This window comes from Cellulomonas soli (genome assembly GCF_013409305.1).
Classification (GTDB): domain Bacteria; phylum Actinomycetota; class Actinomycetes; order Actinomycetales; family Cellulomonadaceae; genus Cellulomonas; species Cellulomonas soli.
In genome coordinates this window covers 2,912,584-2,939,165 of record NZ_JACBZJ010000001.1, presented here as the reverse complement: position 1 = coordinate 2,939,165, position 26,582 = coordinate 2,912,584, and the positions used below count along the sequence as shown (strand labels likewise).

The window sequence follows — 26,582 nt, the reverse complement described above, 5'->3', positions numbered from 1 at the left end:
CCGGTGACGACGGTCTGCTGGTTCCGCCGCGACCTGCGGCTGACGGACCACCCCGCGCTCCTGTCCGCCCTCGAGGCGGCGCGCGCCGGGGGTCTCCCGGGCGAGCGCCTGCGCGCCGGCGCACGGACCGACGAGGTCGTCGCGCTCTACGTGCTCGACCCGACGCTGTGGCGCACGGCCGGCAGCCCCCGGCTCGCCTACCTCGCGGCGTCCCTGCGCGCGCTCGACGCCCGGACCGGCGGACGGCTCGTCGTCCGGCTCGGCGACCCGGCCGTCGTGGTGCCCGAGGTCGTGCGCACGGTCGCAGCGACGAGCGTGCACGTCAGCGCCGCGACCGAGCCCTTCGGCCGTCGACGCGACGCAGCCGTGGACGCAGCCCTGCGCGCGGCAGGGTCGAGCGCACGCCTGGTGGCCACCGGCTCGCCGTACGCCGTGGCACCCGGTCGTCTCACCACCCGTGGCGGCACCCCGTTCCAGGTGTTCACGCCCTACCGCACCGCCTGGCTCGAGCACGGCTGGCACTCCCCCGCACCAGCACCCGGGGACGTGCCGTGGGCCGACCTGTCCTCCGAGCCGATCCGGGACGTCGCGCCCACCGTGGCACTGCCCCCCGCAGGCGAGGAGGCGGCGCTCGACCGCTGGGCCGCGTTCGTCTCCGACGGCCTTGCCGACTACGCCACCGAACGCGACCGCCCCGACCACGACGGCACCTCGGCGCTGTCGGCCGCGCTGCGCTGGGGCGAGGTGCACCCGCGCACGCTGCTCGCCGACCTCGCCGCCGCGGAGCGCACGGGTCACGGCGGACCCGGCGCCACGACCTTCCGCTCCCAGCTCGCCTGGCGCGACTTCCACGCGGATACGCTCTGGCACCACCCCGACGCCCGCACACGTTCGCTGCGCGATGTCGTGCTCGACGACGCCTGGGCGAGCGGACCCGGTGCGGACGCTGCGTTCGACGCCTGGGCGCGCGGCCGCACCGGCTACCCGTTCGTCGACGCCGGCATGCGCCAGCTCGCCTCGACCGGGTGGATGCACAACCGGGTGCGCATGGTCACGGCGTCGTTCCTGGTCAAGGACCTGCACCTGCCGTGGCAGCGGGGCGCCGCGCACTTCCTCGACCGGCTGGTCGACGCCGACATCGCGCAGAACCAGCTCAACTGGCAGTGGGTCGCCGGGACGGGCCGGGACGCAGCGCCGTTCTTCCGCATCTTCCACCCGGTCACCCAGGGCCGACGGTTCGACCCCGACGGGGCGTACGTGCGCCGCTGGGTCCCCGAGCTGCGCGACGTCCCGGGCGGCGCGGTGCACGAGCCGTGGCTGCTGGGGCTGCAGGCACCCGCGAACTACCCCGAGCGCATGGTCGACCACGCCGTCGAACGCACGGTCGCCCTCGCGGACGCGGCGGCCGCGCGCGCCGCCCGTGCCACTGAGGCGACCTGAGGCGTCCAGCATCCAGAAGTGGACAAACTGGACACGAACTCCCGCTAGGCTCCACGCGATGGAACGCTGGGGAGCAGATCTGTACGGTCAGCCGTGCACCACGTGCGGCTTCGACTGGTCCATGGACCCGACCACCGCGCGCGCCCTCGTGCTCACGCTGCCGGACCGCCTCGCGCAGGTCACGGCCGGGCGTGCCGGCACCGAGCGGCACGCCGACCTGGGGTGGGATGTCACGGAGTACGTGTGCCACGTGGGCGACAACCTGCGCTCGTGGGCCGAGCGGCTCGCCGCGGGCTGGCTGGCCGGTCGCCGTGACGTGACCGGCTACGACCCGGACGCGCTCGCGCAGGCACGCGGGTACTCCGCGCTCCCCCTCGCGGTGGCCCTGTGGTCGCTGCAGGCCTCGGTCATCCTCTGGGTCGCCTCGGTGGACCGCGCGCTCGCTGCGGACGTCACGCTCGAGCACGCGACCCGCGGGCCGCAGCGCGCGCTGGACGTCGCCCGGAACAACGCGCACGACGCCGTGCACCACGAGCACGAGATCGCCCGGATCCTCGCCGGCTGACCCCGCCGAGGGCGCTCGCGAGCCGCTCAGTCGAGCTGGCCCGCCCGGAACTCGTCCTCGAGCAGGCCCATCTGGATCGCGTCGCACCAGCGCTCGCCGTCACGGTAGGCATCCCGCAGACGCCCCTCGACCCGGAACCCCAGGTTCTCGTACATCGACAGCGCCCGGGTGTTGACCGAGAGCACGTCGAGCCCCACGCGGTGCAGGCCCAACCCGTCGAAGGCGAGGCCGAGCACCAGCTGGATCGCCTCGGTCCCGTACCCGCGTCCGCGGTACGCCGGGCGCATGGCGAGCCGCAGGTTCGCCGAACGCACGTCCTCGTCGATGTCGTTGAGGACGATCTCCCCCAGGTACTCGTCCGACCCGTGGATCGTCACCGCCAGGTCGATGCGACCCTCCCGCGCGGAGATCGAGGCGCACCACGCGTCGATCTCGGCACGGCTGAAGTCGTGGGTCGTGCCCGTCAGGCGGCGCCCCTCGGGGTCGCTGACCGCCTCCCAGACCTCGTCGGCGTCGTCCGCCCGGATCGGCCGCAGGACGATCATCTCGCCCTGCAGGGTCGGCTTCTCCACTGCGGTCTCCTCTCGTGCCCGGCAGGGCGTCGACCCTCGGTGGGGCCGCGGCGATGCTATGACCGGCGTGTCGCCGCGACGTTACCGCGATGACACCGGCCGATGTCGGGCGCCGCGCCAGCACGCCTCCGCCTGCCACAGGCGAGGGTCCATCGAGGGTCACACGACGATCCCGGCCGCGCCGCACGGCGACGGGCCGGGATCGTCCTGCGTGCGGCTCAGGCCTGCACGCGCTCCAGCACGAGCTCGCGCACACGGCCGGCGTCTGCCTGACCCCGGGTGGCCTTCATGACCGCACCGATGATCGCGCCGATCGGACCGAGGTTGCCCGAACGGATCTTCTCGACGATGTCCGGCTGCGCGGCGAGCACCTCGTCGATCGCGGTCAGCAGCGGGCCGTCGTCGGAGACCACGCCCAGGCCGCGGGCCTCGACGACCTGCTCCGGGTCGCCCTCGCCGGCGAGCACGCCCTCGAGGACCTGGCGGGCGAGCTTGTCGTTGATCCGACCGGAGTCGACGAGCGCCTGCAGCGCGCCGATCTGCTCGGGCGTGATCGCCAGCTCGGCTAGCTCGACGTCCTGCGTCTTGGCCGTGCGGGCCAGCTCGCCCATCCACCACTTGCGGGCCGCGGCCGGGCTCGCGCCTGCCGCCACCGTGGCCTCGATGAGCTCGACCGCACCGGCGTTGACCACGTCGCGCATCTCGGCGTCGGCGTAGCCCCACTCGCCCTGCAGGCGACGACGGTGCACTGCCGGCATCTCGGGCAGGGTCGCGCGGATCTCCTCGACCCAGGCCGGGTCGGGGGCGATCGGCACCAGGTCGGGCTCCGGGAAGTACCGGTAGTCCTCCGCGTCCGACTTCACGCGTCCGGCGGTCGTCGAGGACGTGTCCTCGTGCCAGTGCCGCGTCTCCTGCACGATCGAGCCGCCGGCGTCGAGCACCGCGGCCTGCCGCGAGATCTCGTACCGGACCGCCCGCTCGACCGACCGGAACGAGTTGACGTTCTTGGTCTCGGTGCGCGTGCCCAGCGGCGACTCGGGGGTCGCACGCAGCGAGACGTTGACGTCGGCGCGCACGTTGCCGCGCTCCATGCGGGCCTCGGAGACCTCGAGCGCACGGAACAGGTCGCGCAGGGTCTGCACGTACCGGCGGGCGACCTCGGGTGCCCGCTCCCCCGCGCCCGTGATCGGGCGCGTGACGATCTCGACCAGCGGGATGCCCGCACGGTTGTAGTCGACGAGCGAGTACTCCGCGCCGTGGATGCGACCCGTCGAGCCGCCCACGTGCGTGTTCTTGCCCGCGTCCTCCTCCATGTGCGCGCGTTCGACCTCGACGCGGAAGACCGTGCCGTCCTCGAGCTCGACGTCGACGTGCCCGTCGAACGCGATCGGCTCGTCGTACTGCGAGGTCTGGAAGTTCTTCGGGACGTCCGGGTAGAAGTAGTTCTTCCGCGCGAACCGGCACGAGGCCGCGATCTGGCAGTTCAGCGCCAGACCGATGCGGATGGCGTACTCCACGGCGGTGCCGTTGACCACGGGCAGCGCGCCGGGCAGGCCGAGCGAGACCGGGGTGACCGAGGTGTTCGGCTCCTCGCCGAACCCGGCCGGGGCGGCGTCGAACATCTTGGTGCGCGTGCCCAGCTCGACGTGCACCTCGATGCCGATGACCGGGTCGAAGCGCGCGATCGCGTCGTCGTAGTCGACGAGCGTGTCGGTGACGGTGCTCACTTGGCGACCTCCAGCTCGGGGGCCTGCGCCAGCAGCGGGCCGCCCCACGTCTTCTCCAGCAGCGCCTCGAGCGCCGCACCCACCCGGTACAGCCGGTCGTCGGCCTTCGCCGGGGCGAGCACCTGGAACCCGACGGGCAGACCGTCGTCCGACAGACCGTTCGGCACCGACAGACCCGGCACGCCGGCCAGGTTCGCCGGGATCGTCGCGACGTCGTTGAGGTACATCGCCAGCGGGTCGTCGAGCTTCTCGCCGAGCTTGAACGCGGTGGTCGGCGCCGTCGGGGAGACCAGCACGTCGGCCTGCGCGAACGCCGCGGCGAAGTCGCGCTGGATCAGCGTGCGGACCTTCTGCGCCGACCCGTAGTACGCGTCGTAGTACCCGGCCGACAGTGCGTACGTGCCCAGGATGATCCGGCGCTTGACCTCGTCGCCGAAGCCCTGGCCGCGCGTGGCCGCCATGACCCGCTCGGCCGTGACCGGGCCGTCCGTGGGCTCGACGCGCAGGCCGAAGCGCATGCCGTCGAACTTGGCCAGGTTGCTGGAGGCCTCGCTCGGCATGATCAGGTAGTACGCACCCAGCGCGTACTCGAAGTGCGGGCAGGAGACCTCGACGATCTCGGCGCCCGCGGCCTGCAGGAGAGCGAGCGACTCGGCGAAGCGGGCGCTGACGCCCTCCTGGTAGCCCTCGCCCGACAGCTCCTTGACGACACCGACGCGCACGCCGGTGAGGTCGCCGCTCGCGCCTCGCCGGGCGGCGCCGACCAGGTCGGGCAACGACTCGGGGATCGAGGTCGAGTCACGCGGGTCGTGGCCGCCGATGAGCTCGTGCAGCAGTGCCGAGTCGAGGACCGTGCGGGTCACCGGGCCCGCCTGGTCGAGCGAGGACGCCATGGCGATGAGGCCGTAGCGCGACACCGAGCCGTACGTCGGCTTCACACCGACGGTGCCGGTCACCGCGCCGGGCTGGCGGATCGAGCCACCGGTGTCCGTGCCGATCGCCAGCGGCGCCTCGTACGCGGCGACCGCCGCGGCAGAGCCACCGCCCGAGCCGCCGGGGATGCGCGTCAGGTCCCACGGGTTGTGCGTGTTGCCGTACGCCGAGTGCTCCGTGGAGGAGCCCATGGCGAACTCGTCCATGTTCGTCTTGCCCAGGATCGGCAGGCCGGCCGCCTTGATCCGCTCGACGAGCGTCGCGTCGTACGGAGGCACCCAGCCCTCGAGGATCTTCGAGCCGGCCGTCGTCGGCAGGCCCTTGGTCACCACGACGTCCTTGACGGCGATCGGCACACCGGCCAACGGGTGCAGCGCCTCACCGGCGGCACGTCGCGCATCGACGTCGGCCGCGACGGCGAGCGCCTCCTCACCGCTGACGTGCAGGAACGCGTGCACCGCGGGCTCGACGGCCGCGATGCGGTCCAGGTGCGCCTGGGTCGCCTCGACGCTGGTCACCTCGCCCGCGGTCAGCTTCTCGGCCAGGCTCGCGGCGGACAGCCGCGTCAGGTCGGCGCTCACGCGTCCTCCCCCAGGATCTGCGGGACCAGGAACTTGCCGTCCTCCGCCGCGGGAGCCGCGGCCAGGACCAGGTCACGGTCCAGCGGCGCCTCGGGCACGTCCGGCCGGAACACGTTCGTCATCGGCAGCGGGTGGCTCGTGGCGGGTACGTCGGCGGTCGCGATCTCGGACACGCTGGCGACGGCATCGACGATGACCTCGAGCTCGCCCGCGAGGCGGTCGATCTCGGTGGGGGTCAGCTCGATCCGGGCCAGGCCTGCCACGCGCGCGACCTCGTCGCGGGAAAGGGAGGACATGGCGGGCAGTCTAGTCGGTGCGACCTGCCCGACCTGGGCCCCGTGGCAGCCCGTCCGCCGGCGGGTCGCGTCAGGGCAGGCGGTCCAGCGCCAGGGCCACCAGCTCGACGAGCGCGTCGGCGTACGCGTCCTCGGCGGTGTCCGCGGTGAACGAGCGTTCCGGCCGACCGGGCGCCTCGACGACCACCTGGTAGGTGCCGTCCACCGCCCGGGCGAGCGAGCGGAACGTGCCCCCGAGCAGCTCGCGCAGCTGGTCCTCGCGAGGCAGCCACACGGCGTCGTCCTGCGCGACGGAGTCCAGCGCCCACTCGGTCGTGCCGTTGAACCCCAGCACCGTGCCGGTCGGGTAGTCGTGCGCCTGGATCGTCATCTCGGAGATGGTGAACACCTCCGCGTCCAGCTCCGGCTGCAGCACCGCGAACCGGTCCCCGGACCGGGGGTGCCACCGCAGCCCGTCGAGCCTCAGGCGCAGCGCACGCTCGAGCGAGATCACCCGCCCAGTATCACCGCGCGTCCGCGCCCGCGCCCGGCGGACCGGCCGTGAGCGCCCGCTCGCGGTAGTGGTACCGCTCGGCCGGGCGGAAACCCAGGTCGGCGTACAGCCGCGCGGCGGCCGAGTTCGAGACCTCCACCTGAAGGAAGGCACGCCGGGCGCCGAGCTCTGCCGCCCGCGCCAACGCCTCCAGCGTGAGCGTCCGGGCCAGGCCACGGCGTCGTGCAGCCGGGACGACCACGAGGCTCGACAGTCCGACCCAGTCCTCGGCGAAGGCAGCGCGCAGCACGCCGAGCGGCTCGCCGTTCTCGACCGCGGTCAGGTACAAGGCCTGCGAACCCTCGAGCACGCCGCGAGCCACCGCCGGGTCTGCCTGACCCTTGACCCCGAGCCACGTGGCCAACCAGTCCTCGTCGGGCTCGTGCGCGGCCGGCACACGGACCGGCCCGCCGGCGCCGGGTCGCGTGGTCGCGGACGGCCGACGGACGCCACCGGGCGGCTCGTCGAGCCCGCGGACGAGCACGTCGGTGCTGGCCTCGACCCGGTACCCGCGAGCGTCGAGCAGCGTGTCCAGGCCCGCCGGTCGGGCGGCGCGGCACACCCGGAACGTCGCGGGCCTGCCGGCACGCGCGTAGACCGACTCGACGGCGCTCAGCGCTGCCGTCACGTCGGCGGGCGCACCCACCGGCAGCACACTGTTGGCTCGTCGCGTCAGACCCTCCGAGAGCCCGAGCCGCCACCCGTCCACGTCGAGCGTGCGCAACGGCCGCCACGTGGCCGACTCCACCAGGGCGCCCGGCGCGGCAGGCGGTGTCCACGTCCGCACCCGCAGGTGCACGCCCTCGTGGCTCCAGTCCCGCTCGGGTGCGGAGGCGAAACCGAGCCGGTCGTAGAGCCGATGGGCCACCACCATGCTGTCCAGGGTCGAGAGCACGACCCGGTCGGCACCGCTGCCGACCGCCTCGCGCAGCGCCTCCACCATGAGCATCTCGGCGATGCCCCGGCCGCGCGCCTCGGGTGCGACCGCGAGCATCCGCAGCTCGACCTCGCCGGGCCCGGCGACCTCGGCGTACGACGACCCGTACGGCGCGAGCGTCAGGCTGCCCACGACGACCTCGCCGTCACCGAGCGGCATGGGCGTGGTCGCCACGAGCAGGACGGCCTCGCGGGCACGGCGTTCGGCGTCCCGGAGCTCGGCCTCGTACGCCTCACCCGGTCCCAGCAGCCGGTCGGCGAGGTACGCCTCCGCCGTGAGCGCCCCCGCGTCGGCCACGTCGTGCGGCAGCGCGACCCGGACGGCCGGGCCGTGGTGGGCGACGGCTGCCATCAGGCGTCCGACCCGTCGGGGACGCCGTCCACCCCGGCCGGCCCCTGCGCGAGGAGCCGCTCGAAGCCGTCCTCGTCGAGGATCCGCAGGCCGAGCTCGCGCGCCTTCGTCTCCTTGCTCCCGGCGTTCTCCCCGACGACGACGAAGTCGGTGCGCTTGGACACGCTGCCCGCCGACTTGCCGCCCGCCGCCAGGATCGCCTCCTTCGCCCCGTCACGCGTGAACCGCTCCAGACCGCCTGTGACCACGACCGTCAGACCGGCGAGCGGACCGCCCGCCGGGGTGAGCGCGCCCGGCCCGGGATGTCCCGGCGTCTCCAGCCGCACCCCGTCGCGCCGCCACTGCTCGACGATCTCGCGGTGCCAGTCGACGGCGAACCACTCCAAGAGCTCCTGGGCGATCACCGGGCCGACGCCCTCGACCGCGGCCAGCTCCTCGACGCCGGCCGACCGGATCGCGTCGAGGGAGCCGAACCACTCGGCCAGCGCCCGTGCCGCCACCGGGCCGACGTGCCGGATGTTCAGGCTGACGATCACCCGCCACAGATCCTTGGTGCGGGCGCGGTCGAGCTCGGCGAGCAGCTTGTGCGCAGCCTCGGACGGCTCGGAGTCGGGCAGCTCACGCCCCTCGGCGGCCGCTCGGTCGCGCTCGGTCTTGCGGTACGTGATCCGCCGCCTGAACGGGGTCCGCAGCCGCACGGACCCGTCCTCCTCGACCTTCGGCAGGCCGGTCTCACCGTCCTTGACCACGACCTCGATGGGGACCAGGTCCTCCAGCCGCAGCCCGAACAGACCCGCCTCGGTGACCAGCGGCGGCGTGGACGGCACGGTCGGCTGGGTGAGCGCGGCCGCGGTGACCTCGCCGAGCACCTCGATGTCGAGCCCGCCGCGCGAGCCGATGTGCTCCACCCGGCCGCGCACCTGCGCCGGGCACGTCTGCGCGTTCGGGCACCGCAGGTCGACGTCGCCCTCCTTCATTGGTCGCAGCGGCGTGCCGCACTCGGGGCATCGCTCCGGCATGACGAACGCCCGCAGCTCGTCCTCGCGTCCCGCCCGCAGCTCCTCGACCGGGGCGACGATCTCCGGGATGACGTCTCCGGCCTTGCGCAGCACGACCACGTCGCCGATGAGCACGCCCTTGCGCCGCACGACGTCCTGGTTGTGCAGCGTCGCCTGCCGTACGACGCTCCCGGCGACGAAGACCGGCTCCATCACCGCGTACGGCGTGGCGCGCCCCGTGCGACCGACGCCGACGACCACGTCGAGCAGCCGCGTGTTGACCTCCTCCGGCGGGTACTTGTAGGCGATGGCCCACCGGGGCGCGCGGCTCGTGGCACCGAGCCGACCCTGCAGCGCGATCTCGTCGACCTTGACGACGATGCCGTCGATCTCGTGCTCGACGTCGTGCCGGTGCTCGCCGTAGTAGGCGATCATCTCCTGCACGCCCGCGAGCCCCTCGACGACCCGCGAGTGACCCGAGACCGGCACGCCCCAGGACGCGAGCAGCTCGTAGACCTGCGACTGCCGGGTCACGTCCGCGAGCGGCTCACCGGCCCACTGCAACGCGCCGATGCCGTGCGCGTACATGCGCAGCGGACGCGAGGCGGTCACCTTCGGGTCCTTCTGACGCAACGAGCCCGCAGCCGCGTTGCGCGGGTTCGCGAACGGGCTGCGACCCGCCTCGACCTGCGCGGCGTTGAGCCGGACGAACGCCTCCACCGGCAGGAAGACCTCGCCGCGCACCTCGATGCGCTCGGGGTGCGTGGCCGGGTCGCCGCCGAGCACGTCCGGGATGGTCGAGATGGTCCGCACGTTCAGCGTGACGTCCTCGCCCGTGCGGCCGTCGCCGCGCGTCGCGGCGCGCACGAGCCGTCCGCGTTCGTACAGCAGCGCGATGGCCAGGCCATCGATCTTGAGCTCGCAGAGGTAGTGCACCAGGGCGTCCTGGTCGAGGTCGCGGTGCACCCGGTCGGCCCAGGCGGCGATGTCCTCGGCGGAGAAGGCGTTGTCGAGCGAGAGCATCCGCTCGACGTGGTCGACCGAGCGGAACTCGGTCGAGAAGGTGCCGCCGACCCGTTGCGTCGGCGAGTCGGGCGTGCGCAGACCGTGGTGCGCGGCCTCGAGCGCCTCCAGCTCGCGCATCCGGGCGTCGTACTCGGCGTCCGAGACCGTCGGGGCATCGCGCACGTAGTAGGCGAACTGGTCGGCCTGGACGAGCTCGACGAGCTCCGACCAGCGATGGCGCGCCTGCGCGGGGACCGCGTGATCACCCCCGGCGGCAGCACCCGTCACCGGGTGGGCGGCGTCGGTCGCGGGGGCGTCGATCGCGTCGGTCACGAGGCCCATCATCCCAGGCGACGCCGACATCGCCTGCGGCCGTCACCCGGGTCCGGGACCGCGGGCGCCTCAGCGCTGGCGCTGCGTGACGACCCAGAGCGCCACCCCGCCGACGCCGCAGAGCACCGCCGCGGCCGCACCCGCCGTGATCGCCGTCGGCACCTGCGCGACCACGACGTCCTCCTGCCGGCCGTCGACCGTCCACGTGCACACGCCCTGCGGCGGCAGCACCGTGTAGTGCAGGTCGGCGTCCCCCGTCCCCTCGCCGTACGCCGCGAGGCACCCGGACGCGTCTGGGGACTCGGCGGCGCTCATCGTGCGCGTACCGACCACCAGCCAGGAGACCGCGAGCACGACCAGGCCGACGATGCCGACGCCTGTGAGCACGAACGCCCCGAGCGCCACCCGCCTGCTCGTCGTCGGTCGGCGCGCCGCGGGCGCCGCGTCGGGCGTCCGCGTGCCGTCGTTCGTCATGCTCGTCCTCTCCTCGATCATCCGACTGCTCGTCCCACTGCTCGTCAGGCCTCCCGGCCGGACGCTCGCGTCGCTGCCACCGTTCACGCCTCGGCCCGCTCCGCCACCAGCAGGGCGGTGCGCACGAGTCCGGCCAGCGTCCCGCGCGCGCCGTCGGGGCTCGCACCCGGCGGCGGGTCACCGGCGAGCAGGACGACCTCCGCCAGGTCGCTCGCCGGCAGCCCGACCCGTCTCCAGGGGACCGTCAGGACGTCGGCCTGCCCGGTGACGTCCGGACCCGCGCACGACGACGACGCCTGCGCGGGCAGCTGCGCCCACAGGCGCACCCCGCCCTCGACCGTCTCGGCCAGACGCTCCCAGGCCCGCTCGTCGAACCCCGCCACGGCCAGCGCGAGAGCGTCGGCCCCCGCCGCACGGACCGCGGCGATCGGCGTCCACGACGAACCCGCGTGCACGGCGACCTGGGTCACCCCGGCGCCGTGGAGCGCATCCACCACCACCCCGAGCCGCTCGCCGGCCACCGGCCCCGGGACCGCGCGCAACGACGCGTACCCGGAGAACGTCGGCAGCACCCCGGCGAGGACCGCGGCGAGCTGCGGCTCGTGCACCAGCACCCGCACCGACGCGCCCGGCACCGCCCGTCGCACGGCGGCCACGTGCTCGACCAGCCCGACGGCCAGCGACTCGGCGAGGTCCCGGACCGCCCCGACGTCCGCGAGCACGCGGTCGCCGCGGGCCAGGTAGAGCGTCGCGGCCAGCGACAGCGGACCGAGGACCGGGACGACCAGCGGACCGTCGTACCCGTGCGCGGCGACCGCGAGCGCGTCGAGGTCCTCCCTCAGCAGGGCCTGCACACGAGCCAGGTCCCGGCCGGGCCGGTCCGCCAGCTTCCATCCGTGCACACCCAGCTCGACGGGAAGGTCCTCCAGCATCCCGGCCGTCCGCGCGAGGGGGGCCGCGGCGGCACCGCGCGCGGGCAGCGTCGTGACGAACGGCAGGCCCTGCACCCCTTCGGGGACGTCCGCAAGGTCGCCGACCACGGTGCTCTGCGCGTCCAGCACGTCGAGGCCGGGCCACGGCCCGGTGCCCGAGACCCCCGTCACGGGTGGACGTCCGTGCGCGGGCCGCAGGCCATGGCGGCCGGCTGTGCTGCGCCGACCGGTCGGGTCCAGGTGACGGTCGCCTGCCCCAGCACGCGGCTGCCGTCGTACACGACGACGGACTGCCCCGGCGCGACCCCCCGCAGGTCCGCGTCGTCGTCGATCACCGCCTCGACGGCGCCGTCCGCCGAGGCGCGCACCCGTGCGCCGACGGGGGCGCCGTGGGCGCGCACCTGCACGTGGCACGCGACCTCGCCGACCGGGGCGTCGAACCACACGGCCTCGTCGCCGACGATCGCGCCGACCCGCAGCTCCTCGGCGGAGCCGACGACGACCGTCCGGCGCACAGGCTCCACCGACAGCACGTACCTCGGCCGACCGTCGGGTGCGGGCCGGCCCAGCGCGAGCCCGCGACGCTGCCCGACCGTGTAGGCGTACGCCCCGTCGTGCGTGCCGACGACCTCGCCCGCGGTGTCCACGACCGGACCGGGCTGCGACCCGAGCCGCTCGCGCAGGAACCCCTGGGTGTCCCCGTCCGCGACGAAGCAGATGTCGTAGGAGTCGGGCTTGGTCGACACCGACAGCCCGCGCGCGGCGGCCTCCGCCCGGGTGACGTCCTTGGACGACACGTCGCCCAGAGGGAACATCGCCCGGGCGAGCCGTTCCGGACCCATGACTGCGAGCACGTACGACTGGTCCTTGGCCGGGTCGGCCGCCCGGTGCAGCGCCCGGCTCCCGTCGGGCAGGGTCTCGATGCGCGCGTAGTGCCCGGTGCAGACCGCGTCGAAGCCCAGGGCGACGGCCTTGTCGAGCAGCGCGGCGAACTTGATGTGCTCGTTGCAGCGCACGCAGGGGTTGGGGGTGCGACCGGCCGCGTACTCGGTGAGGAAGTCCGCCACGACGGTCTCCTCGAACTGCTCGGACAGGTCCCAGACGTAGTACGGGATGCCGAGCACATCGGCGGCCCTGCGCGCGTCCCCCGCGTCCTCGATCGAGCAGCAGCCGCGCGACCCGGTGCGGAACTGGTCGCGCGAGCGGGACAGCGCCATGTGCACGCCCACGACGTCGTGCCCGGCATCGACCGCTCGCGCGGCTGCGACCGCGGAGTCGACACCCCCGGACAGTGCCGCCAGGACGCGCATCAGCGGACCCCGGCCGGGCTCGTGCCGGACCTGCGCACGGCAGCCGGACGCGCCTCGGAGCGTCGACCGGCCAGGCCCGCCGCCCGGGCACGGTCGACCGCGGCGGGCAGCACCTCGAGCACACGGTCGACGTCGGCGGCCGTCGAGGAGCGCCCGAAGGTCAGCCGCAGCGCACCCCGTGCGTCGTCCTCGTCGACCCCCATGGCGAGCAGCACGTGGGAGGGCTGCGGCACGCCGGCTTGGCAGGCCGAGCCGGTCGACACCTCGACGCCCGCCGAGTCGAGCAGGTACAGCAGCGAGTCGCCCTCGCAGCCGGGGAACGTCAGGTGGGCGTTCGCGGGCAGGCGGCGCGTGGCATCCGCCGGTCCGCGCAGCACCGCGTCGGGCACCGCGGCCCGGATGCCCGCGACGAGCGCGTCACGCAGGCCGGACACGTGCGCGGCGTGCTCGACGCGGGTCGCCACCGAGTCCTCGACGGCCACCGAGAACGAGGCGAGCAGCGCGGCGTCGAGCGTGCCCGACCGCACGCCGCGCTCCTGGCCGCCGCCGTGCAGCACGGGCGTGAGCGCCAGCTCACGGCGGGCCAGCAGCGCCCCCACGCCTCCGGGTCCCCCGACCTTGTGACCGCTGACCGTCATCGCGTCCAGTCCCGACGCCGCGAAGTCCACCGGCACCTGCCCCACGGCCTGCACCGCATCGGCGTGCACCGGCACACCGTGCCGTCGGGCGAGGGCCACGACGTCCGCGAGCGGCTGCAGGGCGCCGACCTCGTTGTTCGCCCACATGACCGACAGCAGCGCGGCCTGCTCACCGTGCGCCTCGAGCTCGGCCCGCAGCGCGTCGAGCTCGATCACGCCGTCGGCGTCGACCGGCAGCAGGACCAGCTCGGCGCCGGCGTGCTCCGCCATCCAGAAGGCCGGGTCGAGCACCGCGTGGTGCTCGACGGCCGAGACGAGCAGCCGACGACGCTGCGCGTCCTGGGTCCGCCGCGCCCAGAAGAGCCCCTTGACCGCGAGGTTGTCCGCCTCGGTCCCGCCCGAGGTCCAGACGACCTCGCTGGGCCGGGCGCCGAGCGAGGCGGCGACGCGCTCACGGGACTCCTCGACGACCCTGCGCGCGGCCCGACCGGCCGTGTGCAGGGACGACGGGTTGCCCGTGCGGGACAGGTGCTCGACGAGCACGCGCTGCGCCGTGGGGAGCATCGGCGTGGTCGCCGCGTGGTCCAGGTAGACGCTCACCTGCACCAGTCTACGAACGCCCTCGGCACGCCCGGACGGGCGCCTGGCAAGATGTCGCCCGTGAGTGCCGACGAGGTCATCGCCCTACCAGCCGCGTTCAGCGGCCAGCGCCTGGACTGGCGCGACCTCCCGCGGCACGTCCGGGCGCAGATCGAGACGCTCGCGGGCGCCAAGGTCACCGCCGAGATCAGCGCGACGAGCGGGTTCAGCCCCGGGTTCGCGGCGGTGCTCGAGCTCGCCGACGGCAGCGGCGTGTTCGTCAAGGCCGTCTCCTCCGAGCAGAACCCGCACTCGCCGCAGCTGGCGCGCGCCGAGATCCGGGTGGCCCGGGCGCTGCCGCCGCACCTGCCGGCCCCGAAGCTGCTGTGGTCGGGCGACGACGGCGACTGGGTGCTGCTCGGCTTCGAGGTCGCGCACGGCCGCTCGCCCGAGCTGCCCTGGCGGCCCGAGGACCTCGCGCTCGTGCTGGACGCGCTGCAGCCGCTCGCCGACGCCGAGCCGTTGCCCGGTCACGAGCTGCCCCGGACCGACGACGTGCTGGCCCGGGACTTCACCGGCTGGCGTCGGCTGCTCGAGACGGACCGCGGCACCGTGGACGAGGCCGTGGAGCGGGGCGGCGACCTGGGCCGCTGGGTGCGCGAGAACCATGAGCACCTGGTCACCTGGGAGCAGGACGCGGTGCCGCTGCTCGTGGGCGACGCCCTCGTGCACGGCGACCTGCGGGCCGACAACCTGATGATCGAGCCCGAGCACGGCCGCGTGTGGATCATCGACTGGCCGCACGCGAGCGTCGGGGCACCGTGGCTCGACCTGGCGTTCATGCTGCCGAGCGTCACGCTCCAGGGCGGCGGCGACCCGCACACCCTCTTCCGCTCGCACTCGGTCTCTGAGGGCGTGCGCGACGACGAGCTGCGGGCCGCGCTGGCAGGGCTGGCCGGCTACTTCACGTGGAGCGCGCTGCAGCCGGCGCCGATCGGCATCCCCAACCTGCGTGCGTTCCAGCACGCGCAGGGCGTCGCGACGCTCGAGTGGCTGCGCTCGCTGGCCTGAGCCCGGACGGACCTGCGGCCGCAGGTCGGCGGCGGACCGTCAGCCCTGCAGCCGCCGCAACTCGGCGACGGCCTGCGGGAGCACCGTGAACAGGTCACCGACGATGCCGAGGTCGGCGATCTCGAAGATCGGGGCGTCCGCGTCGGAGTTGACCGCGACGATCGTGCCGGAGGCCTGCATCCCGCCACGGTGGTGCACGGCACCGGAGACCCCCGCCCCGACGTAGAGCCGGGGGGCGATCGTCACCCCGGTCTGCCCGATCTGCGCGTCGTGGCCGATCCAGCCCTCGTCGGTCGCCACGCGCGTGGCGCCGACGGCACCACCGAGGACGTCGGCGAGCTCCTCGACCGCGGAGAAGTCGCCGTTGGTCCCTCGTCCGCCCACGACGACGACGTGGGCCGAGCCCAGGTCGGGGCGCCCGGAGCCCGCACGCTCGGTGCGCTCGACGAGTGCGACCCGTCGGGCGCGGCCGCTCGCGGCGACCGTGTGCTCGACGACCTCGGGGCTGCTCGCGGTCTCGGCGTCGGCGGCCGTGACCGTGTTGGGCTTGACCGTCACGACAGCGACCGGCGCGGTGACCGCGCAGCGCGTCGTCCACGTGCCTGCGAAGACCGTCTTGCCGGCCACGACCTGCCCGCCCTCGACCACGAGCGCGTCGGCGTCGGTGACGACCCCGGCGCCGGTGGTCACGGCCAGCCGGGCCGCGACCTCCTTGTTCTCGAAGGAGGACACGAGCAGCACGAGCGGTGCGCCCACGGCGGAGCGGGCCTGCTCGACGGCCTCGGCGAGCACGGCGGTCAGGTGCGGGTCCGCGTCGGTGACGAGCCGGTGCACCCGGCGCACGCCGAGCCTGCCCAGGTCGTCGATCGCCGCGGCCGGCAGCTCCCCGGCCCAGGCGCCCTCGACCCCGGACTCGCCGGCCAGCGTGCGGGCCAGCGTGAGCAGCTCACGGACGGGTGTGCGCAGCACGCCCTCGGCGGTGTGGTCCAGGAGCACCAGGACGGGTCCGGCGGTGGTCTCAGCAGTCACGGGGTCCTCGCAGGTCTGGCGTGGTGTTCATGGTGGGCAGCGCGGGTGGCCGGGCGCGTCAGACGAGCTTGTGCTCGACGAGGTAGGCGGCCAGGCGCACCCCGGCGGTGCCGTCGTCGGTGATCAGCACCCGGTCCTCGCGCGGCGGGCGGGCCGCGGCCTCGAGCACCTGGGTGCGGGCACCCACGGAGCCGACCGTCGCCGGGTCGACACCCAGATCGGCGAGCGTGAGCGTGGTCACAGGCTTCTTGCGGGCCGCCATGATGCCCTTGAAGTTCGGGTACCGCGCCTCATTGGCCTGATCGGTGACCGACAGCAGCGCCGGCAGCTCGGCCCGCAGCACCTCGGACGCGTGGTCCAGGTCTCGACGGATCGTCACGGTCGTGCCGTCGATGTCGACCTCGCGCGCCAGGAGCAGGGCGGGCAGGTCGAGCAGCTCGGCGAGGGCCGTGGGGAGCACCGACGTGAGCCCGTCGAGGCCCGCCATGCCGGTCACGACGAGGTCGACCGGACCCTGCGCGGCGATGTGCCGCACGGCTGCGGCCAGCACGGTCGCGGTCCCGAGGACGTCGGAGCCGGCGATCTGCTCGTCCACGACGTGCACGGCCTGCTCGGCGCCCATCTGCAGGCCCTTGCGGACCGCGTCCACCGCGTCGTCGGGGCCGACCGTCAGCGCGACGACCTCGCCGCCGTGGGCCTCGACGAGGGTCAGGGCCGCTTCGAGCGCGTTCTCGTCGAGCTCGTTGAGGGTGCCGTCACCCCCGTCCCGCACGGTTCGCCCGTCCGCACCGAGGGTGCGGTCCGACTGGATGTCCGGCACGTGCTTGACGCAGACGACGATCCTCACGCCCGGAACGTTACCTTCCCGGGACGGCCGGGAGCCCCTGCGTCCCGCGGGCCGGAAGTGCTCGACATCTGCCGGACACTGACGATCGGCACAATGTGCACGTGACCATGTCCACCTCGCTCCGCCGGCCGGCGCGCCTCGGCGTGCACGTGACCGATGCCGGCATCGAGGTCGCCGTGCTCGCCTCGCACGCCCGGGCGGTCGACCTGTGCCTGTTCGACGAGGTGGAGCCGGGGACCGAACGTCCGGGCGACGTCCTGGAGCCGGCGAACGGCACGACCCCGTTCCGCGAGCGCCGCGTCCACCTGTCCGGTCCGGTGCACGGCGTGTTCAGCGGCTTCGTCCCGGCCGTCGGGCCCGGCCAGCGGTACGGCTTCCGCGTGCACGGCCCCTGGGAGCCGTCCGCCGGGCTGCGCCACAACCCGGCCAAGCTCCTGGTCGACCCGTACGCGCGCGGGCTGCTCGGCGAGCTCGACCACGGCCCGCACACGTACGGCCACGTGGTGGACGACGACCTGCTGGGCGATCCGGACGGCACCGCCGACGACCGCGACTCGGCCGGGCACGTGCCGCACTCGGTGGTCGTCGACACCCGCGACCTGACCGGACCCGACCCGGCGGGCAACCGCCCGTACACGCCGTGGGAGCGCACGGTCGTCTACGAGGCGCACGTGAAGGGTCTGACCACGCTGGCGCCGCTCGTGCCGCCCGAGCTGCGGGGCACCTACGCCGGGCTCGCGCACCGCTCGGTCGTGGACCACCTCCTGGGCCTCGGGGTGACGGCCGTCGAGCTGCTGCCCGTGCACGCGTTCGCCTCCGAACCCCACCTCGTCGCCAAGGGGCTGACGAACTACTGGGGCTACTCCACGCTCGGCTTCTTCGCCCCGCACGCCGCCTACGCGACGCAGGCCGCCCGCGACGCCGGGCCCGCGGCCGTGCTCGACGAGCTGCGCGCCACCGTGCACGCCCTGCACGAGGCCGGTCTCGAGGTGCTGCTCGACGTGGTCTACAACCACACGTGCGAGGGCGGCGCCCCGGGCCAGCACGTGTCCTGGCGCGGGCTGGACAACCCGCTCTACTACGCGCACGACGGTGGGGTGCCCGCGACCCTCGCCGACGTGACGGGCACGGGCAACACGCTCGACTTCCGTCGTTCCGAGGTGATCCGGATGACGATGGACTCCCTGCGCTACTGGGCGGACGTGGTCGGCGTCGACGGGTTCCGCTTCGACCTGGCCGTCACGCTCGGCCGCGGCCCGCGCGGCTTCATGCCCGACCACCCGTTCCTCGTGGCGCTGACCACCGACCCGCACCTGCACGGGCTCAAGCTCGTCGCCGAACCGTGGGACGTGGGGCCGGGCGGCTGGCGCACCGGGCAGTTCCCGCCGCCGATGGCCGAGTGGAACGACCGCTTCCGCAACGCCGTCCGCTCGTTCTGGCTGGCCGACCCCGGCCGGGCCTCGCACGGCCTTCCCGGGCACCGGGTGCGCGACCTGGCGACCCGCCTCGCCGGCTCCGTCGACCTGTTCGGGCACAGCGAGCCACCCCTGGTGCGTGGCCCTGTCGCCTCGATCAACTACGTGACGGCCCACGACGGCTTCACGCTGGCCGACCTGGTCGCCTACGAGCACAAGCACAACCTGGCCAACGGTGAGCAGAACCGGGACGGCACCGACGACAACCGGTCGTGGAACCACGGTCTGGAGGGACCGATCCGGTTCGACTCCGTCGGTGCGGACATCGCGCCGCTGCGCCGTCGGTCGATCCGCAACGTGTTCGCCACGCTCGTCCTGGCGGCCGGGACGCCCATGATCACCGCGGGCGACGAGATGGGCCGCACGCAGCGGGGCAACAACAACGCGTACTGCCAGGACGACGAGACGTCGTGGGTGCGCTGGGACCCCACACCCTGGCGCAAGGACCTGCTGGCCACCGCGAAGCTGCTCATGCGTCTGCGCCGCGAACGTCCGGCCCTGCGCGCGACCCGGTTCTACACCGGACGTCCGGTGGGCCTGCCCGACGGCCGACCCGACCTGGCCTGGTACGCGGCCGACGGCACGGCGTTCGACCACGACCGGTGGCACGACCCGTCGGTGCGCACCCTGCAGATGGTCCGCGCGGCCCCCGCACCGGACGACGACGTGGCGCTGCTGGTCGTCAACGGCGCGCTCGACGCGGTCGAGGTCACGCTCGCCGACGACTACGTGGCCCGCTGGCGGCTCGCCTGGGACTCGGTGTGGGAGCACCCGCGCGAGCAGCGCACGGCTGCGATCTCCGGTGCTCTGCACGCGGTGCCCGGTGACCGTGTGGTCCTCGAGCCGCTGAGCATGCGGCTGTACGTGTCGTCCTGACTGCTGGTCGGGCGTCCTGGCTGCTGGTCGGGCGTCCGACTCTCGACAGGTCCGCGGGCCGCCGCGCGCGTACCGTGCACCCATGACGCACTCCCACGACGTCGTGGTCGTCGGTGCAGGCCTCGCGGGCCTGGTCACCACCGCGCAGCTGGTCGGCGCCGGGCGCCGGGTCCTGCTGCTGGACGCCGAGCCGCCCGCGAGCCTGGGCGGGCAGGCGTTCTGGTCGTTCGGCGGGCTGTTCCTCGTGGACTCCCCCGAGCAGCGCCGCCTCGGGGTCAAGGACTCCGCCGAGCTCGCGCTCGCCGACTGGTTCGGCTCGGCCGCGTTCGAAGGGTCTCCGACGGACGGGCCCGACCGGTGGGGACGCGCCTGGGCGGAGGCGTTCGTCGACTTCGCCGCCGGACCGATGCGTCCGTGGCTGCACGCGCAGGGCGTGCGCTGGTTCCCGCTCGTGCAGTGGGCCGAGCGCGGCGGCTACCTGGCCGACGGTCACGGCAACTCGGTCCCACGGTTCCACGTCACGTGGGGCACCGGGCCGGGGATCCTCGAGCCGTTCGTCCGCACACTTCTCGACGCGCACGCCGCGGGCCTGGTCGACGTGCGGTTCCGGCACCGGGTGACGGGTCTGGTGACGACGGACGGCCGGGTGACCGGCGTGCGCGGGGACGTGCTGGCGCCGTCCCGTGCGGCCCGGGCGGTGCCGAGCTCGCGCGAGGTCGTCGGCCGGTTCGAGCTGGCGGCACCGGCCGTCGTGATCGCCTCCGGCGGCATCGGGGCCGACCACGAGCTGGTGCGCGCCTCCTGGCCCGCGAGCGCGGGACGCCTGCCCGACCGGATGCTGCAGGGCGTGCCCGACCACGTCGACGGGTCGGGCATCGTTGCCGCCCGCGGCGCCGGCGCCGCTCTCGTCCACGCCGATCGCATGTGGCACTACCCCGAGGGCGTGGCCGACCACACGCCGGTCTGGTCGCGGCACGGCATCCGGATCCTGCCGGGCCCGAGCTCGCTGTGGCTGGACGCGGACGGCGAGCGGCTGCCGGTCCCGCTGTTCCCCGGCTTCGACTCCCTCGGCGCCCTGCAGCACATCACGACGCGCGGCGACGACCACTCCTGGTTCGTGCTCGACCGTACGATCCTCGGCTCGGAGTTCGCGCTGTCCGGTTCCGAGCAGAACCCGGACCTGACCGGGCGTGACGTGCGCGGGCTGCTCGACCGGGTCCGTCCGGGGGCGGTCGGCCCCGTCGAGACGTTCGCCGAACGTTCGCAGGACTTCCTCTGGGCGGACACGCCCGCCGAGCTGGCCGCCCGGATGAACGCCCTGACGGGCACCGACCGCATCGACGCCGAGGCGCTCGAGCGCACGATCGTCGCCCGGGACCGTCAGGTGGCCAGCGGTCTGGGCAAGGACCTGCAGGTCACGGCGACGGCCATGGCCCGCCGGTACGTGGTCGACCGGCTGATCCGCGTCGCGCCGCCGCACCGGCTGCTGGACCCGGCGCACGGCCCGTTGCTCGCGGTGCGCCTGTCGGTGCTGACCCGCAAGACCCTCGGCGGCCTGCACACCGACCTGGAGGGCCGCGTGCTGCGACCCGACGGGCAGGTGCTGCCCGGGCTGTGGGCGGTCGGCGAGGCGGCCGGTTTCGGTGGCGGCGGGGTGCACGGTCACCGCGCGCTCGAGGGCACGTTCCTGGGCGGTTGCCTGTTCACCGGTCGCACCGCGGGGCGCGCGCTCGCCGCCGCGACCGCGTGACCCGAGCGCACGGCACCGAGCGTGCGCCGCGTGCGCGACAGGTGGCCGCCACGTGAGCGGCGGGTGAGCCACGAGTGAGCGCCGGGCGCGTCGGCGGTCACGGCATGGCTCGACCGTCGCCGGGCGGATAGGTTCGGGGGCGTGACGCGCACTCCCCCCACGTCCCCCCGTCGTCCGGTGGGCCGGATCCCGGTCCTGGACGTCTCCCCCGTCGCCGAAGAGGGTCGGTTCCCCGCCAAGGCCGTGGTCGGCGAGGCCGTCCCCGTGCAGGCCACGGTCTTCCGTGAGGGGCACGACGCCGTTGCGGCGACCGCCGTGCTGATCGCCCCGGACGGCACCGAGCACGCCCGGGCCCGGATGGTCGACATCGCGCCCGGTCTCGACCGCCTCGAGGCGCGCCTGGTCCCCGACGCGACCGGCACCTGGTCGTTCCGGGTCGAGGGCTGGTCGGACCCGTACGGCACGTGGTCCCACGACGCCGCCATCAAGGTGGCCGCCGGCATCGACGTCGAGCTCATGCTCGCCGAGGGTGCCCTGCTGCTCACGCGTGCCGCGGCCCGCAAGGGCGAGGAGGCGATGGCGCCGGAGGACACGGCCGCCGTGCGCGCCGCCGTCAGGGCGATGAAGAGCACCCGACGCCCACCGGCCGACCGGCTGGCCGCGGGTCTGTCCCCGGCCGTGCGCGACGCCCTGGGTCGCACGCCGCTGCGCGAGCACGTCACCACCTCGCCCGACTACCCGCTCGTCGTCGACCGCACGCTCGCCCTCGCCGGCTCCTGGTACGAGCTGTTCCCTCGCTCGCACGGCGCCGTCTTCGACACCCGACGGCACTCGTGGCGGTCGGGCACGCTCAAGACCGCGGCGAAGCAGCTCGACCGGATTGCGGCGATGGGCTTCGACGTCGTCTACCTGACCCCGATCCACCCGATCGGCACGACCTACCGCAAGGGCCGCAACAACTCGCTCGAGGCGCACCCCGGCGACCCGGGCTCGCCGTACGCGATCGGCTCGCCCGCGGGCGGCCACGACGCCATCGAGCCCAGCCTGGGCACGTTCAAGGACTTCGACGCGTTCGTGGCCCGCGCCCGCCGGCTCGGCATGGAGGTCGCCCTCGACCTGGCGCTGCAGTGCTCGCCCGACCACCCGTGGGTCAGCGAGCACCCGGAGTGGTTCACCACGCGTGCCGACGGCACGATCGCCTACGCGGAGAACCCGCCGAAGAAGTACCAGGACATCTACCCGCTGAACTTCGACAACGACCCCGAGGGCATCTACACCGAGATCCGCCGGGTCCTGCAGGTGTGGATCGACCACGGCGTCACTGCGTTCCGGGTGGACAACCCGCACACCAAGCCGCTCTCGTTCTGGGAGCGGCTGCTCGCCGACGTGCGGGCCGACCACCCCGACGTGCTCTTCCTGTCCGAGGCCTTCACCCGCCCGGCGATGATGCTCACGCTCGCGAAGATCGGCTTCCACCAGTCGTACACGTACTTCACCTGGCGCAACACGAAGGCCGAGGTCGAGGAGTACCTGGCCACGGTCGGCAGCGAGCAGGGTGCCTGGATGCGCCCGTCGTTCTGGCCGACGACCCACGACATCCTGCCGCCGTACCTGCAGCACTCCGGGGTCGCCGGCTGGGCGATCCGTGCGGTGCTCGCCGCGCTCGGGTCGCCGACCTGGGGCGTCTACTCCGGGTACGAGCTCGTCGAGGACGTCCCCCGACCGGGCGTGGACGAGCAGATCGACAACGAGAAGTACGAGTTCCGCCCCCGCGACTGGGAGGACGCCGGCCCGTTCGGCATCGCCCTGCTCCTCGGACGGCTCAACGAGATCCGCCGCGCGCACCCCGCGCTGCAGCAGCTGCGCAACGTGCGCGTGCACCCCACGACCGACGACCAGATCGTCTGCTTCTCCCGGCACCTCGACGCGGCCCACTCCCCGACCGGCAAGGCCGACACGGTCGTCGTGGTGGTCAACCTCGACCCGCACCAGGCGCGCGAGGGTGTGGTCCATCTCGACCTGGCGGCGCTCGGCCTCGACCCGGGGTGCGACCAGAGCGCGCACGACGTGCTCTCCGACGAGACGTACCGGTGGGGCTCCGAGGTCTTCGTCCGCCTGGACCCGCACGTCCGTTGCGCCCACGTGGTCCGTCTGGGCTCGGCATGAACGCGCCCGTCCCGCCGACCACGGGCGCCGTCCCGCTGACCACCGCGCAGATCCCGCTCCCCGGGAGGCGGCAGCCGGTCGTCCCCGCAGCGGTCGCGGGGGCGAACCGTCCGGGGCTGTCCGACGACCCGGACTGGTACCGGACGGCGATCTTCTACGAAGTGATGCTGCGCTCGTTCGCCGACTCCTCCGGGACCGGTTCGGGCGACCTGCGCGGCCTCATCGAGCGGCTCGACTACCTGCAGTGGCTGGGCATCGACTGCCTGTGGCTGCCGCCCTTCTACCCGTCCCCGTTGCGCGACGGCGGCTACGACGTCGCCGACTACACCGCGATCGCGTCGCAGTACGGGTCGATGGCCGACTTCGCCGAGCTCGTCGAGGAGTCGCACGCCCGCGGGATGCGGATCGTCGTCGACCTGGTGATGAACCACACGAGCGACCTGCACCCCTGGTTCCAGGCCTCGCGCTCCGACCCTGACGGGCCGTACGGCGACTTCTACGTCTGGTCCGACGACAGCACGCGCTACCAGGACGCGCGCATCATCTTCGTCGACACCGAGACGTCGAACTGGACGTTCGACCCCGTGCGACGGCAGTTCTTCTGGCACCGGTTCTTCAGCCACCAGCCGGACCTGAACTTCGAGAACCCACGCGTGGCAGAGGCGATGATCGACGTCGCCCGCTTCTGGCTGAACCTGGGCATCGACGGCTTCCGGCTCGACGCGGTCCCCTACCTGTTCGAGGCCGAAGGCACCAACTGCGAGAACCTGCCCGAGACCCATGCGTTCCTGCGCCGCGTGCGCGCGATGCTGGAGAGCGAGTTCCCCGGGCGGATCATGCTCGCCGAGGCGAACCAGTGGCCCGAGGACGTCGTGCACTACTTCGGCACGACCGAGGCGCCCGAGTGCCACATGTGCTTCCACTTCCCGGTGATGCCGCGCATCTACTACGCGTTGCGTGACCAGAAGGCGACGCAGATCGTCGACATCCTGGCCGACACCCCGCCGATCCCCGAGGGCGCGCAGTGGAGCACGTTCCTGCGCAACCACGACGAGCTGACGCTCGAGATGGTCTCCACCGAGGAGCGCGCCTCGATGTACGGGTGGTACGCGCCCGACTCGCGCATGCGCGCCAACGTCGGCATCCGCCGCAGGCTGGCTCCCCTGCTGGACAACTCCCGCAAGGAGATCGAGCTCGCGCACGCGCTGCTGCTGTCCCTGCCCGGCAGCCCCTGCCTGTACTACGGCGACGAGATCGGCATGGGCGACAACATCTGGCTGCCGGACCGCGACGCGGTGCGCACCCCGATGCAGTGGACGCCGGACCGCAACGCAGGGTTCTCGACGGCCGACCCCGGCAAGCTCTACCTGCCGGTCGTGCAGTCCCTCGTGCACCACTACGGCCACACGAACGTCGAGGCCCAGCTCGCCCAGCCGACGTCGTTGCTGCACTGGGTGCACGGCATGCTCACGGTCCGTCGCCGATACCCGGCGCTGGGGCGTGGCGAGTTCCGGGTCGCGGCCTGCGACAACGACTCGGTGCTGGCATTCGAGCGGGACACCGGCGACCAGGTGGTGCTCGTGGTGGCGAACCTCGCCGCGACCGCTCGCGCCACGACGATCACCCTGCCCGACCGGGCGGGGTGGTCGGTCAGGGACGTCTTCGGGGGTGCGCCGTTCGCACCCGTGGGGGCCGACGGGACGACGTCGTTCACGCTCGGCTCGCGCGACTTCTACTGGTTGGAGCTGTCGTTGCCGTGATCGTCGTCCCGCCGCCCGGGTCCCTCGACGAGCATCTGCTCCCGCTGCTGCGGGAGTGGCTGCCCGGCCGACGATGGTTCCCGGCGAAGGGTGTGGAGACCGCCACGAGCCTGGTCGGAGCAGTGCCGCTCCGGGAGCCCGGGCAGGACGGTCGGCACGACTCCGCCCGGATCCTGCTCGTACGGGTCCGCGCCGGCTCGATCGACGCGTTGCTCCAGGTCCCGGTCGTGCTGCTCCGGCGTGGACCCGGCACCGAGACCGAGACTCCCGAGGCCATCGGCGAGCTCACCACCGCGGACGGTACCTGGCGGGTCCTCGACGGTGCCGCGCACCCTGCGTTCGTGCGCGCCTGGCTCGCCGCGGCTGACGGTCCGGGCGGGCCGGGGCTCGACCCCAGCACCGCACGGACCGTGACGGGCGAGCAGTCGAACACCTCCGTGGTGCTCCGCGGTCCCGACCCGGGCTCCGGTGCGATCCTCAAGGTCCTGCGCGCCCTGGCCCCCGGCGAGAACCCTGACGTGGACGTGCCGCGGCACCTCGTCGACGTCGGCTGGACCTCCGTTCCCCGGCCCCTGGCGTGGCTCGAGGGTCTGTGGACCGACGACGGGACCGGCGAGCCCGTCCGCGGCTACCTGGGCGCGATGAGCGCGTTCGTCGCCGATGCCGAGGACGGGTTCGAGCTCGCGTGCGCCCGCGCCGGTCGCGGTGCCTCGTTCGTGGAGGAGGCCCGCCAGCTCGGTGAGGTGGTCGCCGGGATGCACGCGGCCCTCGTCGAGGCGTACGGCACCGACCCCGAGAAGGTGGGTGCACGGGGTCCGGAGGTGGTCGCCCGCTCGTTGTCGCAGCGCTACTCCTGGGCGCTGTCGGCGGTCCCGAGCCTGGCCGGGTACGGTCCGGGCGTCGAGCAGGTCGTCGCCCGGGTCCGAGACCTGCCGGCAGCGCCGCCGCGCCAGAGGGTGCACGGCGACCTGCACCTCGGTCAGGTGCTGCGCGCGCAGGGCCGCTGGTTCGTGACGGACTTCGAGGGCGAGCCGCTCGCTCCCATCGAGCAGCGCACCCGGCCCGACCTGGCCGTCCGGGACGTCGCCGGCCTGCTGCGCTCGATCGACTACGCCGCGGCCGTGGGCGGCCTGACCGGCGCAGACGCGGTCGGCTGGTCGGACGCGGCCCGGTCGGGACTCCTCGCCGGATATCGCGCGGCACGCGGTGAGGTGAGCCCGACGGCTGACGGCGGCGCCGTCGAGGAGACCCTCCTGCGCGCACTCGAGCTCGACAAGACCCTGTACGAGGTGGTGTACGAGTCGCGGAACCGCCCGACCTGGACCTCGATCCCGCTCGCGGGTCTGGATCGTCTCGTCGGTCGCCCGGGCGATCGTCGCGACGACATGCCGTGATCCACCGGCGC

At 73.9% G+C, this 26,582-nt stretch carries 21 protein-coding genes; 8 read left to right on the top strand and 13 right to left on the bottom strand.

From position 1 onward, the window contains the following. The first annotated feature begins 3 nt into the window (after positions 1–3). Both BKA22_RS13535 and BKA22_RS13530 read left to right on the top strand, forming a co-directional pair. Positions 4–1,440 carry a cryptochrome/photolyase family protein gene (locus BKA22_RS13535; protein WP_146954750.1) on the top strand — a complete coding sequence of 479 codons (1,437 nt, stop codon included), beginning with the start codon at positions 4–6 and terminating at the stop codon, positions 1,438–1,440. A 58-nt stretch (positions 1,441–1,498) separates the two neighbouring features. Further along, on the top strand, positions 1,499–2,005 hold the full coding sequence (locus BKA22_RS13530) for a hypothetical protein (RefSeq protein ID WP_146954749.1): 507 nt from the start codon (positions 1,499–1,501) through the stop codon (positions 2,003–2,005). Between the two features lie 26 nt (positions 2,006–2,031). Here BKA22_RS13530 and BKA22_RS13525 read toward each other — a convergent pair whose 3' ends face one another. The 11 genes from BKA22_RS13525 to BKA22_RS13475 form a co-directional block, all read right to left on the bottom strand. Further along, positions 2,032–2,577, bottom strand: coding sequence for a GNAT family N-acetyltransferase (locus BKA22_RS13525; protein WP_146954748.1), 546 nt, complete (start codon positions 2,575–2,577; stop codon positions 2,032–2,034). A 218-nt stretch (positions 2,578–2,795) separates the two neighbouring features. Continuing rightward, positions 2,796–4,304, bottom strand: coding sequence for an Asp-tRNA(Asn)/Glu-tRNA(Gln) amidotransferase subunit GatB (gatB, locus tag BKA22_RS13520; RefSeq protein WP_146954747.1), 1,509 nt, complete (start codon positions 4,302–4,304; stop codon positions 2,796–2,798). Continuing rightward, positions 4,301–5,818: an Asp-tRNA(Asn)/Glu-tRNA(Gln) amidotransferase subunit GatA gene (gene gatA, locus BKA22_RS13515; RefSeq protein WP_146954746.1), complete on the bottom strand. Its 1,518-nt coding sequence runs from the start codon at positions 5,816–5,818 to the stop codon at positions 4,301–4,303. The genes gatB and gatA overlap by 4 nt, the downstream gene beginning before the upstream one ends. Beyond that, positions 5,815–6,114: an Asp-tRNA(Asn)/Glu-tRNA(Gln) amidotransferase subunit GatC gene (gene gatC, locus BKA22_RS13510; RefSeq protein ID WP_146954745.1), complete on the bottom strand. Its 300-nt coding sequence runs from the start codon at positions 6,112–6,114 to the stop codon at positions 5,815–5,817. The genes gatA and gatC overlap by 4 nt, the downstream gene beginning before the upstream one ends. A 70-nt stretch (positions 6,115–6,184) precedes the next feature. Further along, the gene (locus BKA22_RS13505) at positions 6,185–6,607 is read right to left on the bottom strand and encodes a pilus assembly protein CpaE (protein ID WP_146954744.1); all 423 of its coding nucleotides are present in this window, start codon (positions 6,605–6,607) and stop codon (positions 6,185–6,187) included. A gap of 10 nt (positions 6,608–6,617) precedes the next feature. Continuing rightward, positions 6,618–7,934 carry a GNAT family N-acetyltransferase gene (locus BKA22_RS13500; protein WP_146954743.1) on the bottom strand — a complete coding sequence of 439 codons (1,317 nt, stop codon included), beginning with the start codon at positions 7,932–7,934 and terminating at the stop codon, positions 6,618–6,620. Beyond that, on the bottom strand, positions 7,934–10,279 hold the full coding sequence (gene ligA, locus BKA22_RS13495; RefSeq protein WP_146954742.1) for an NAD-dependent DNA ligase LigA: 2,346 nt from the start codon (positions 10,277–10,279) through the stop codon (positions 7,934–7,936). Before ligA ends, BKA22_RS13500 begins: the two co-directional genes overlap by 1 nt. A 60-nt stretch (positions 10,280–10,339) precedes the next feature. Beyond that, entirely contained in the window at positions 10,340–10,744 is a 405-nt protein-coding gene (locus tag BKA22_RS13490; protein WP_146954741.1) for a hypothetical protein, read from the bottom strand. 83 nt (positions 10,745–10,827) lie between these two features. Next, positions 10,828–11,847 (bottom strand): uroporphyrinogen decarboxylase/cobalamine-independent methonine synthase family protein, encoded by a 1,020-nt coding sequence (locus BKA22_RS13485; RefSeq protein ID WP_146954740.1) that lies wholly within the window; start codon positions 11,845–11,847, stop codon positions 10,828–10,830. Continuing rightward, complete coding sequence (mnmA, locus tag BKA22_RS13480) at positions 11,844–12,986, bottom strand: tRNA 2-thiouridine(34) synthase MnmA (protein WP_146954739.1); 1,143 nt, start codon at positions 12,984–12,986, stop codon at positions 11,844–11,846. Before mnmA ends, BKA22_RS13485 begins: the two co-directional genes overlap by 4 nt. Then, positions 12,986–14,224, bottom strand: a complete 1,239-nt coding sequence (locus BKA22_RS13475) for a cysteine desulfurase family protein (protein ID WP_146954738.1) — start codon at positions 14,222–14,224, stop codon at positions 12,986–12,988. Before BKA22_RS13475 ends, mnmA begins: the two co-directional genes overlap by 1 nt. A 60-nt stretch (positions 14,225–14,284) precedes the next feature. Here BKA22_RS13475 and BKA22_RS13470 point away from each other — a divergent pair, with 60 nt between their 5' ends. After that, entirely contained in the window at positions 14,285–15,274 is a 990-nt protein-coding gene (locus tag BKA22_RS13470) for a phosphotransferase family protein (protein WP_146954737.1), read from the top strand. A gap of 39 nt (positions 15,275–15,313) precedes the next feature. On the opposite strand, the gene BKA22_RS13465 is transcribed toward BKA22_RS13470, so the two are convergent. Further along, the gene (locus BKA22_RS13465; RefSeq protein ID WP_146954736.1) at positions 15,314–16,303 is read right to left on the bottom strand and encodes an electron transfer flavoprotein subunit alpha/FixB family protein; all 990 of its coding nucleotides are present in this window, start codon (positions 16,301–16,303) and stop codon (positions 15,314–15,316) included. Positions 16,304–16,361: 58 nt separating this feature from the next. Then, a complete protein-coding gene (locus BKA22_RS13460) occupies positions 16,362–17,150 on the bottom strand; it encodes an electron transfer flavoprotein subunit beta/FixA family protein (protein ID WP_146954735.1) in 789 nt (262 codons plus the stop codon). Between the two features lie 107 nt (positions 17,151–17,257). Between BKA22_RS13460 and glgX the strand changes: the two genes are divergently transcribed. The 5 genes from glgX (at position 17,258) to BKA22_RS13435 (ending at position 26,571) form a co-directional block, all read left to right on the top strand. Continuing rightward, positions 17,258–19,501, top strand: a complete 2,244-nt coding sequence (gene glgX, locus BKA22_RS13455) for a glycogen debranching protein GlgX (protein WP_146954775.1) — start codon at positions 17,258–17,260, stop codon at positions 19,499–19,501. Between the two features lie 82 nt (positions 19,502–19,583). Further along, positions 19,584–21,251, top strand: a complete 1,668-nt coding sequence (locus BKA22_RS13450; protein WP_146954734.1) for an FAD-binding dehydrogenase — start codon at positions 19,584–19,586, stop codon at positions 21,249–21,251. 141 nt (positions 21,252–21,392) lie between these two features. After that, the gene (locus BKA22_RS13445; protein ID WP_146954733.1) at positions 21,393–23,417 is read left to right on the top strand and encodes an alpha-1,4-glucan--maltose-1-phosphate maltosyltransferase; all 2,025 of its coding nucleotides are present in this window, start codon (positions 21,393–21,395) and stop codon (positions 23,415–23,417) included. Continuing rightward, the gene (gene treS / locus BKA22_RS13440; protein ID WP_146954732.1) at positions 23,414–25,177 is read left to right on the top strand and encodes a maltose alpha-D-glucosyltransferase; all 1,764 of its coding nucleotides are present in this window, start codon (positions 23,414–23,416) and stop codon (positions 25,175–25,177) included. Before BKA22_RS13445 ends, treS begins: the two co-directional genes overlap by 4 nt. Beyond that, entirely contained in the window at positions 25,174–26,571 is a 1,398-nt protein-coding gene (locus tag BKA22_RS13435; protein ID WP_146954731.1) for a maltokinase N-terminal cap-like domain-containing protein, read from the top strand. The genes treS and BKA22_RS13435 overlap by 4 nt, the downstream gene beginning before the upstream one ends. Positions 26,572–26,582: the final 11 nt, after the last annotated feature.

Excerpts from the sequence above, each read along its gene's own strand:
- ligA (WP_146954742.1), bottom strand. The coding sequence starts at position 10,279 with ATGGGCCTCGTGACCGACGCGATCGACGCCCCCGCGACCGACGCCGCC.
- mnmA (WP_146954739.1), bottom strand. The coding sequence starts at position 12,986 with ATGCGCGTCCTGGCGGCACTGTCCGGGGGTGTCGACTCCGCGGTCGCA.
- gatC (WP_146954745.1), bottom strand. The coding sequence starts at position 6,114 with ATGTCCTCCCTTTCCCGCGACGAGGTCGCGCGCGTGGCAGGCCTGGCC.
- glgX (WP_146954775.1), top strand. The coding sequence starts at position 17,258 with ATGTCCACCTCGCTCCGCCGGCCGGCGCGCCTCGGCGTGCACGTGACC.
- BKA22_RS13500 (WP_146954743.1), bottom strand. The coding sequence starts at position 7,934 with ATGGCAGCCGTCGCCCACCACGGCCCGGCCGTCCGGGTCGCGCTGCCG.
- BKA22_RS13450 (WP_146954734.1), top strand. The coding sequence starts at position 19,584 with ATGACGCACTCCCACGACGTCGTGGTCGTCGGTGCAGGCCTCGCGGGC.
- BKA22_RS13490 (WP_146954741.1), bottom strand. The coding sequence starts at position 10,744 with ATGACGAACGACGGCACGCGGACGCCCGACGCGGCGCCCGCGGCGCGC.
- BKA22_RS13530 (WP_146954749.1), top strand. The coding sequence starts at position 1,499 with ATGGAACGCTGGGGAGCAGATCTGTACGGTCAGCCGTGCACCACGTGC.
- treS (WP_146954732.1), top strand. The coding sequence starts at position 23,414 with ATGAACGCGCCCGTCCCGCCGACCACGGGCGCCGTCCCGCTGACCACC.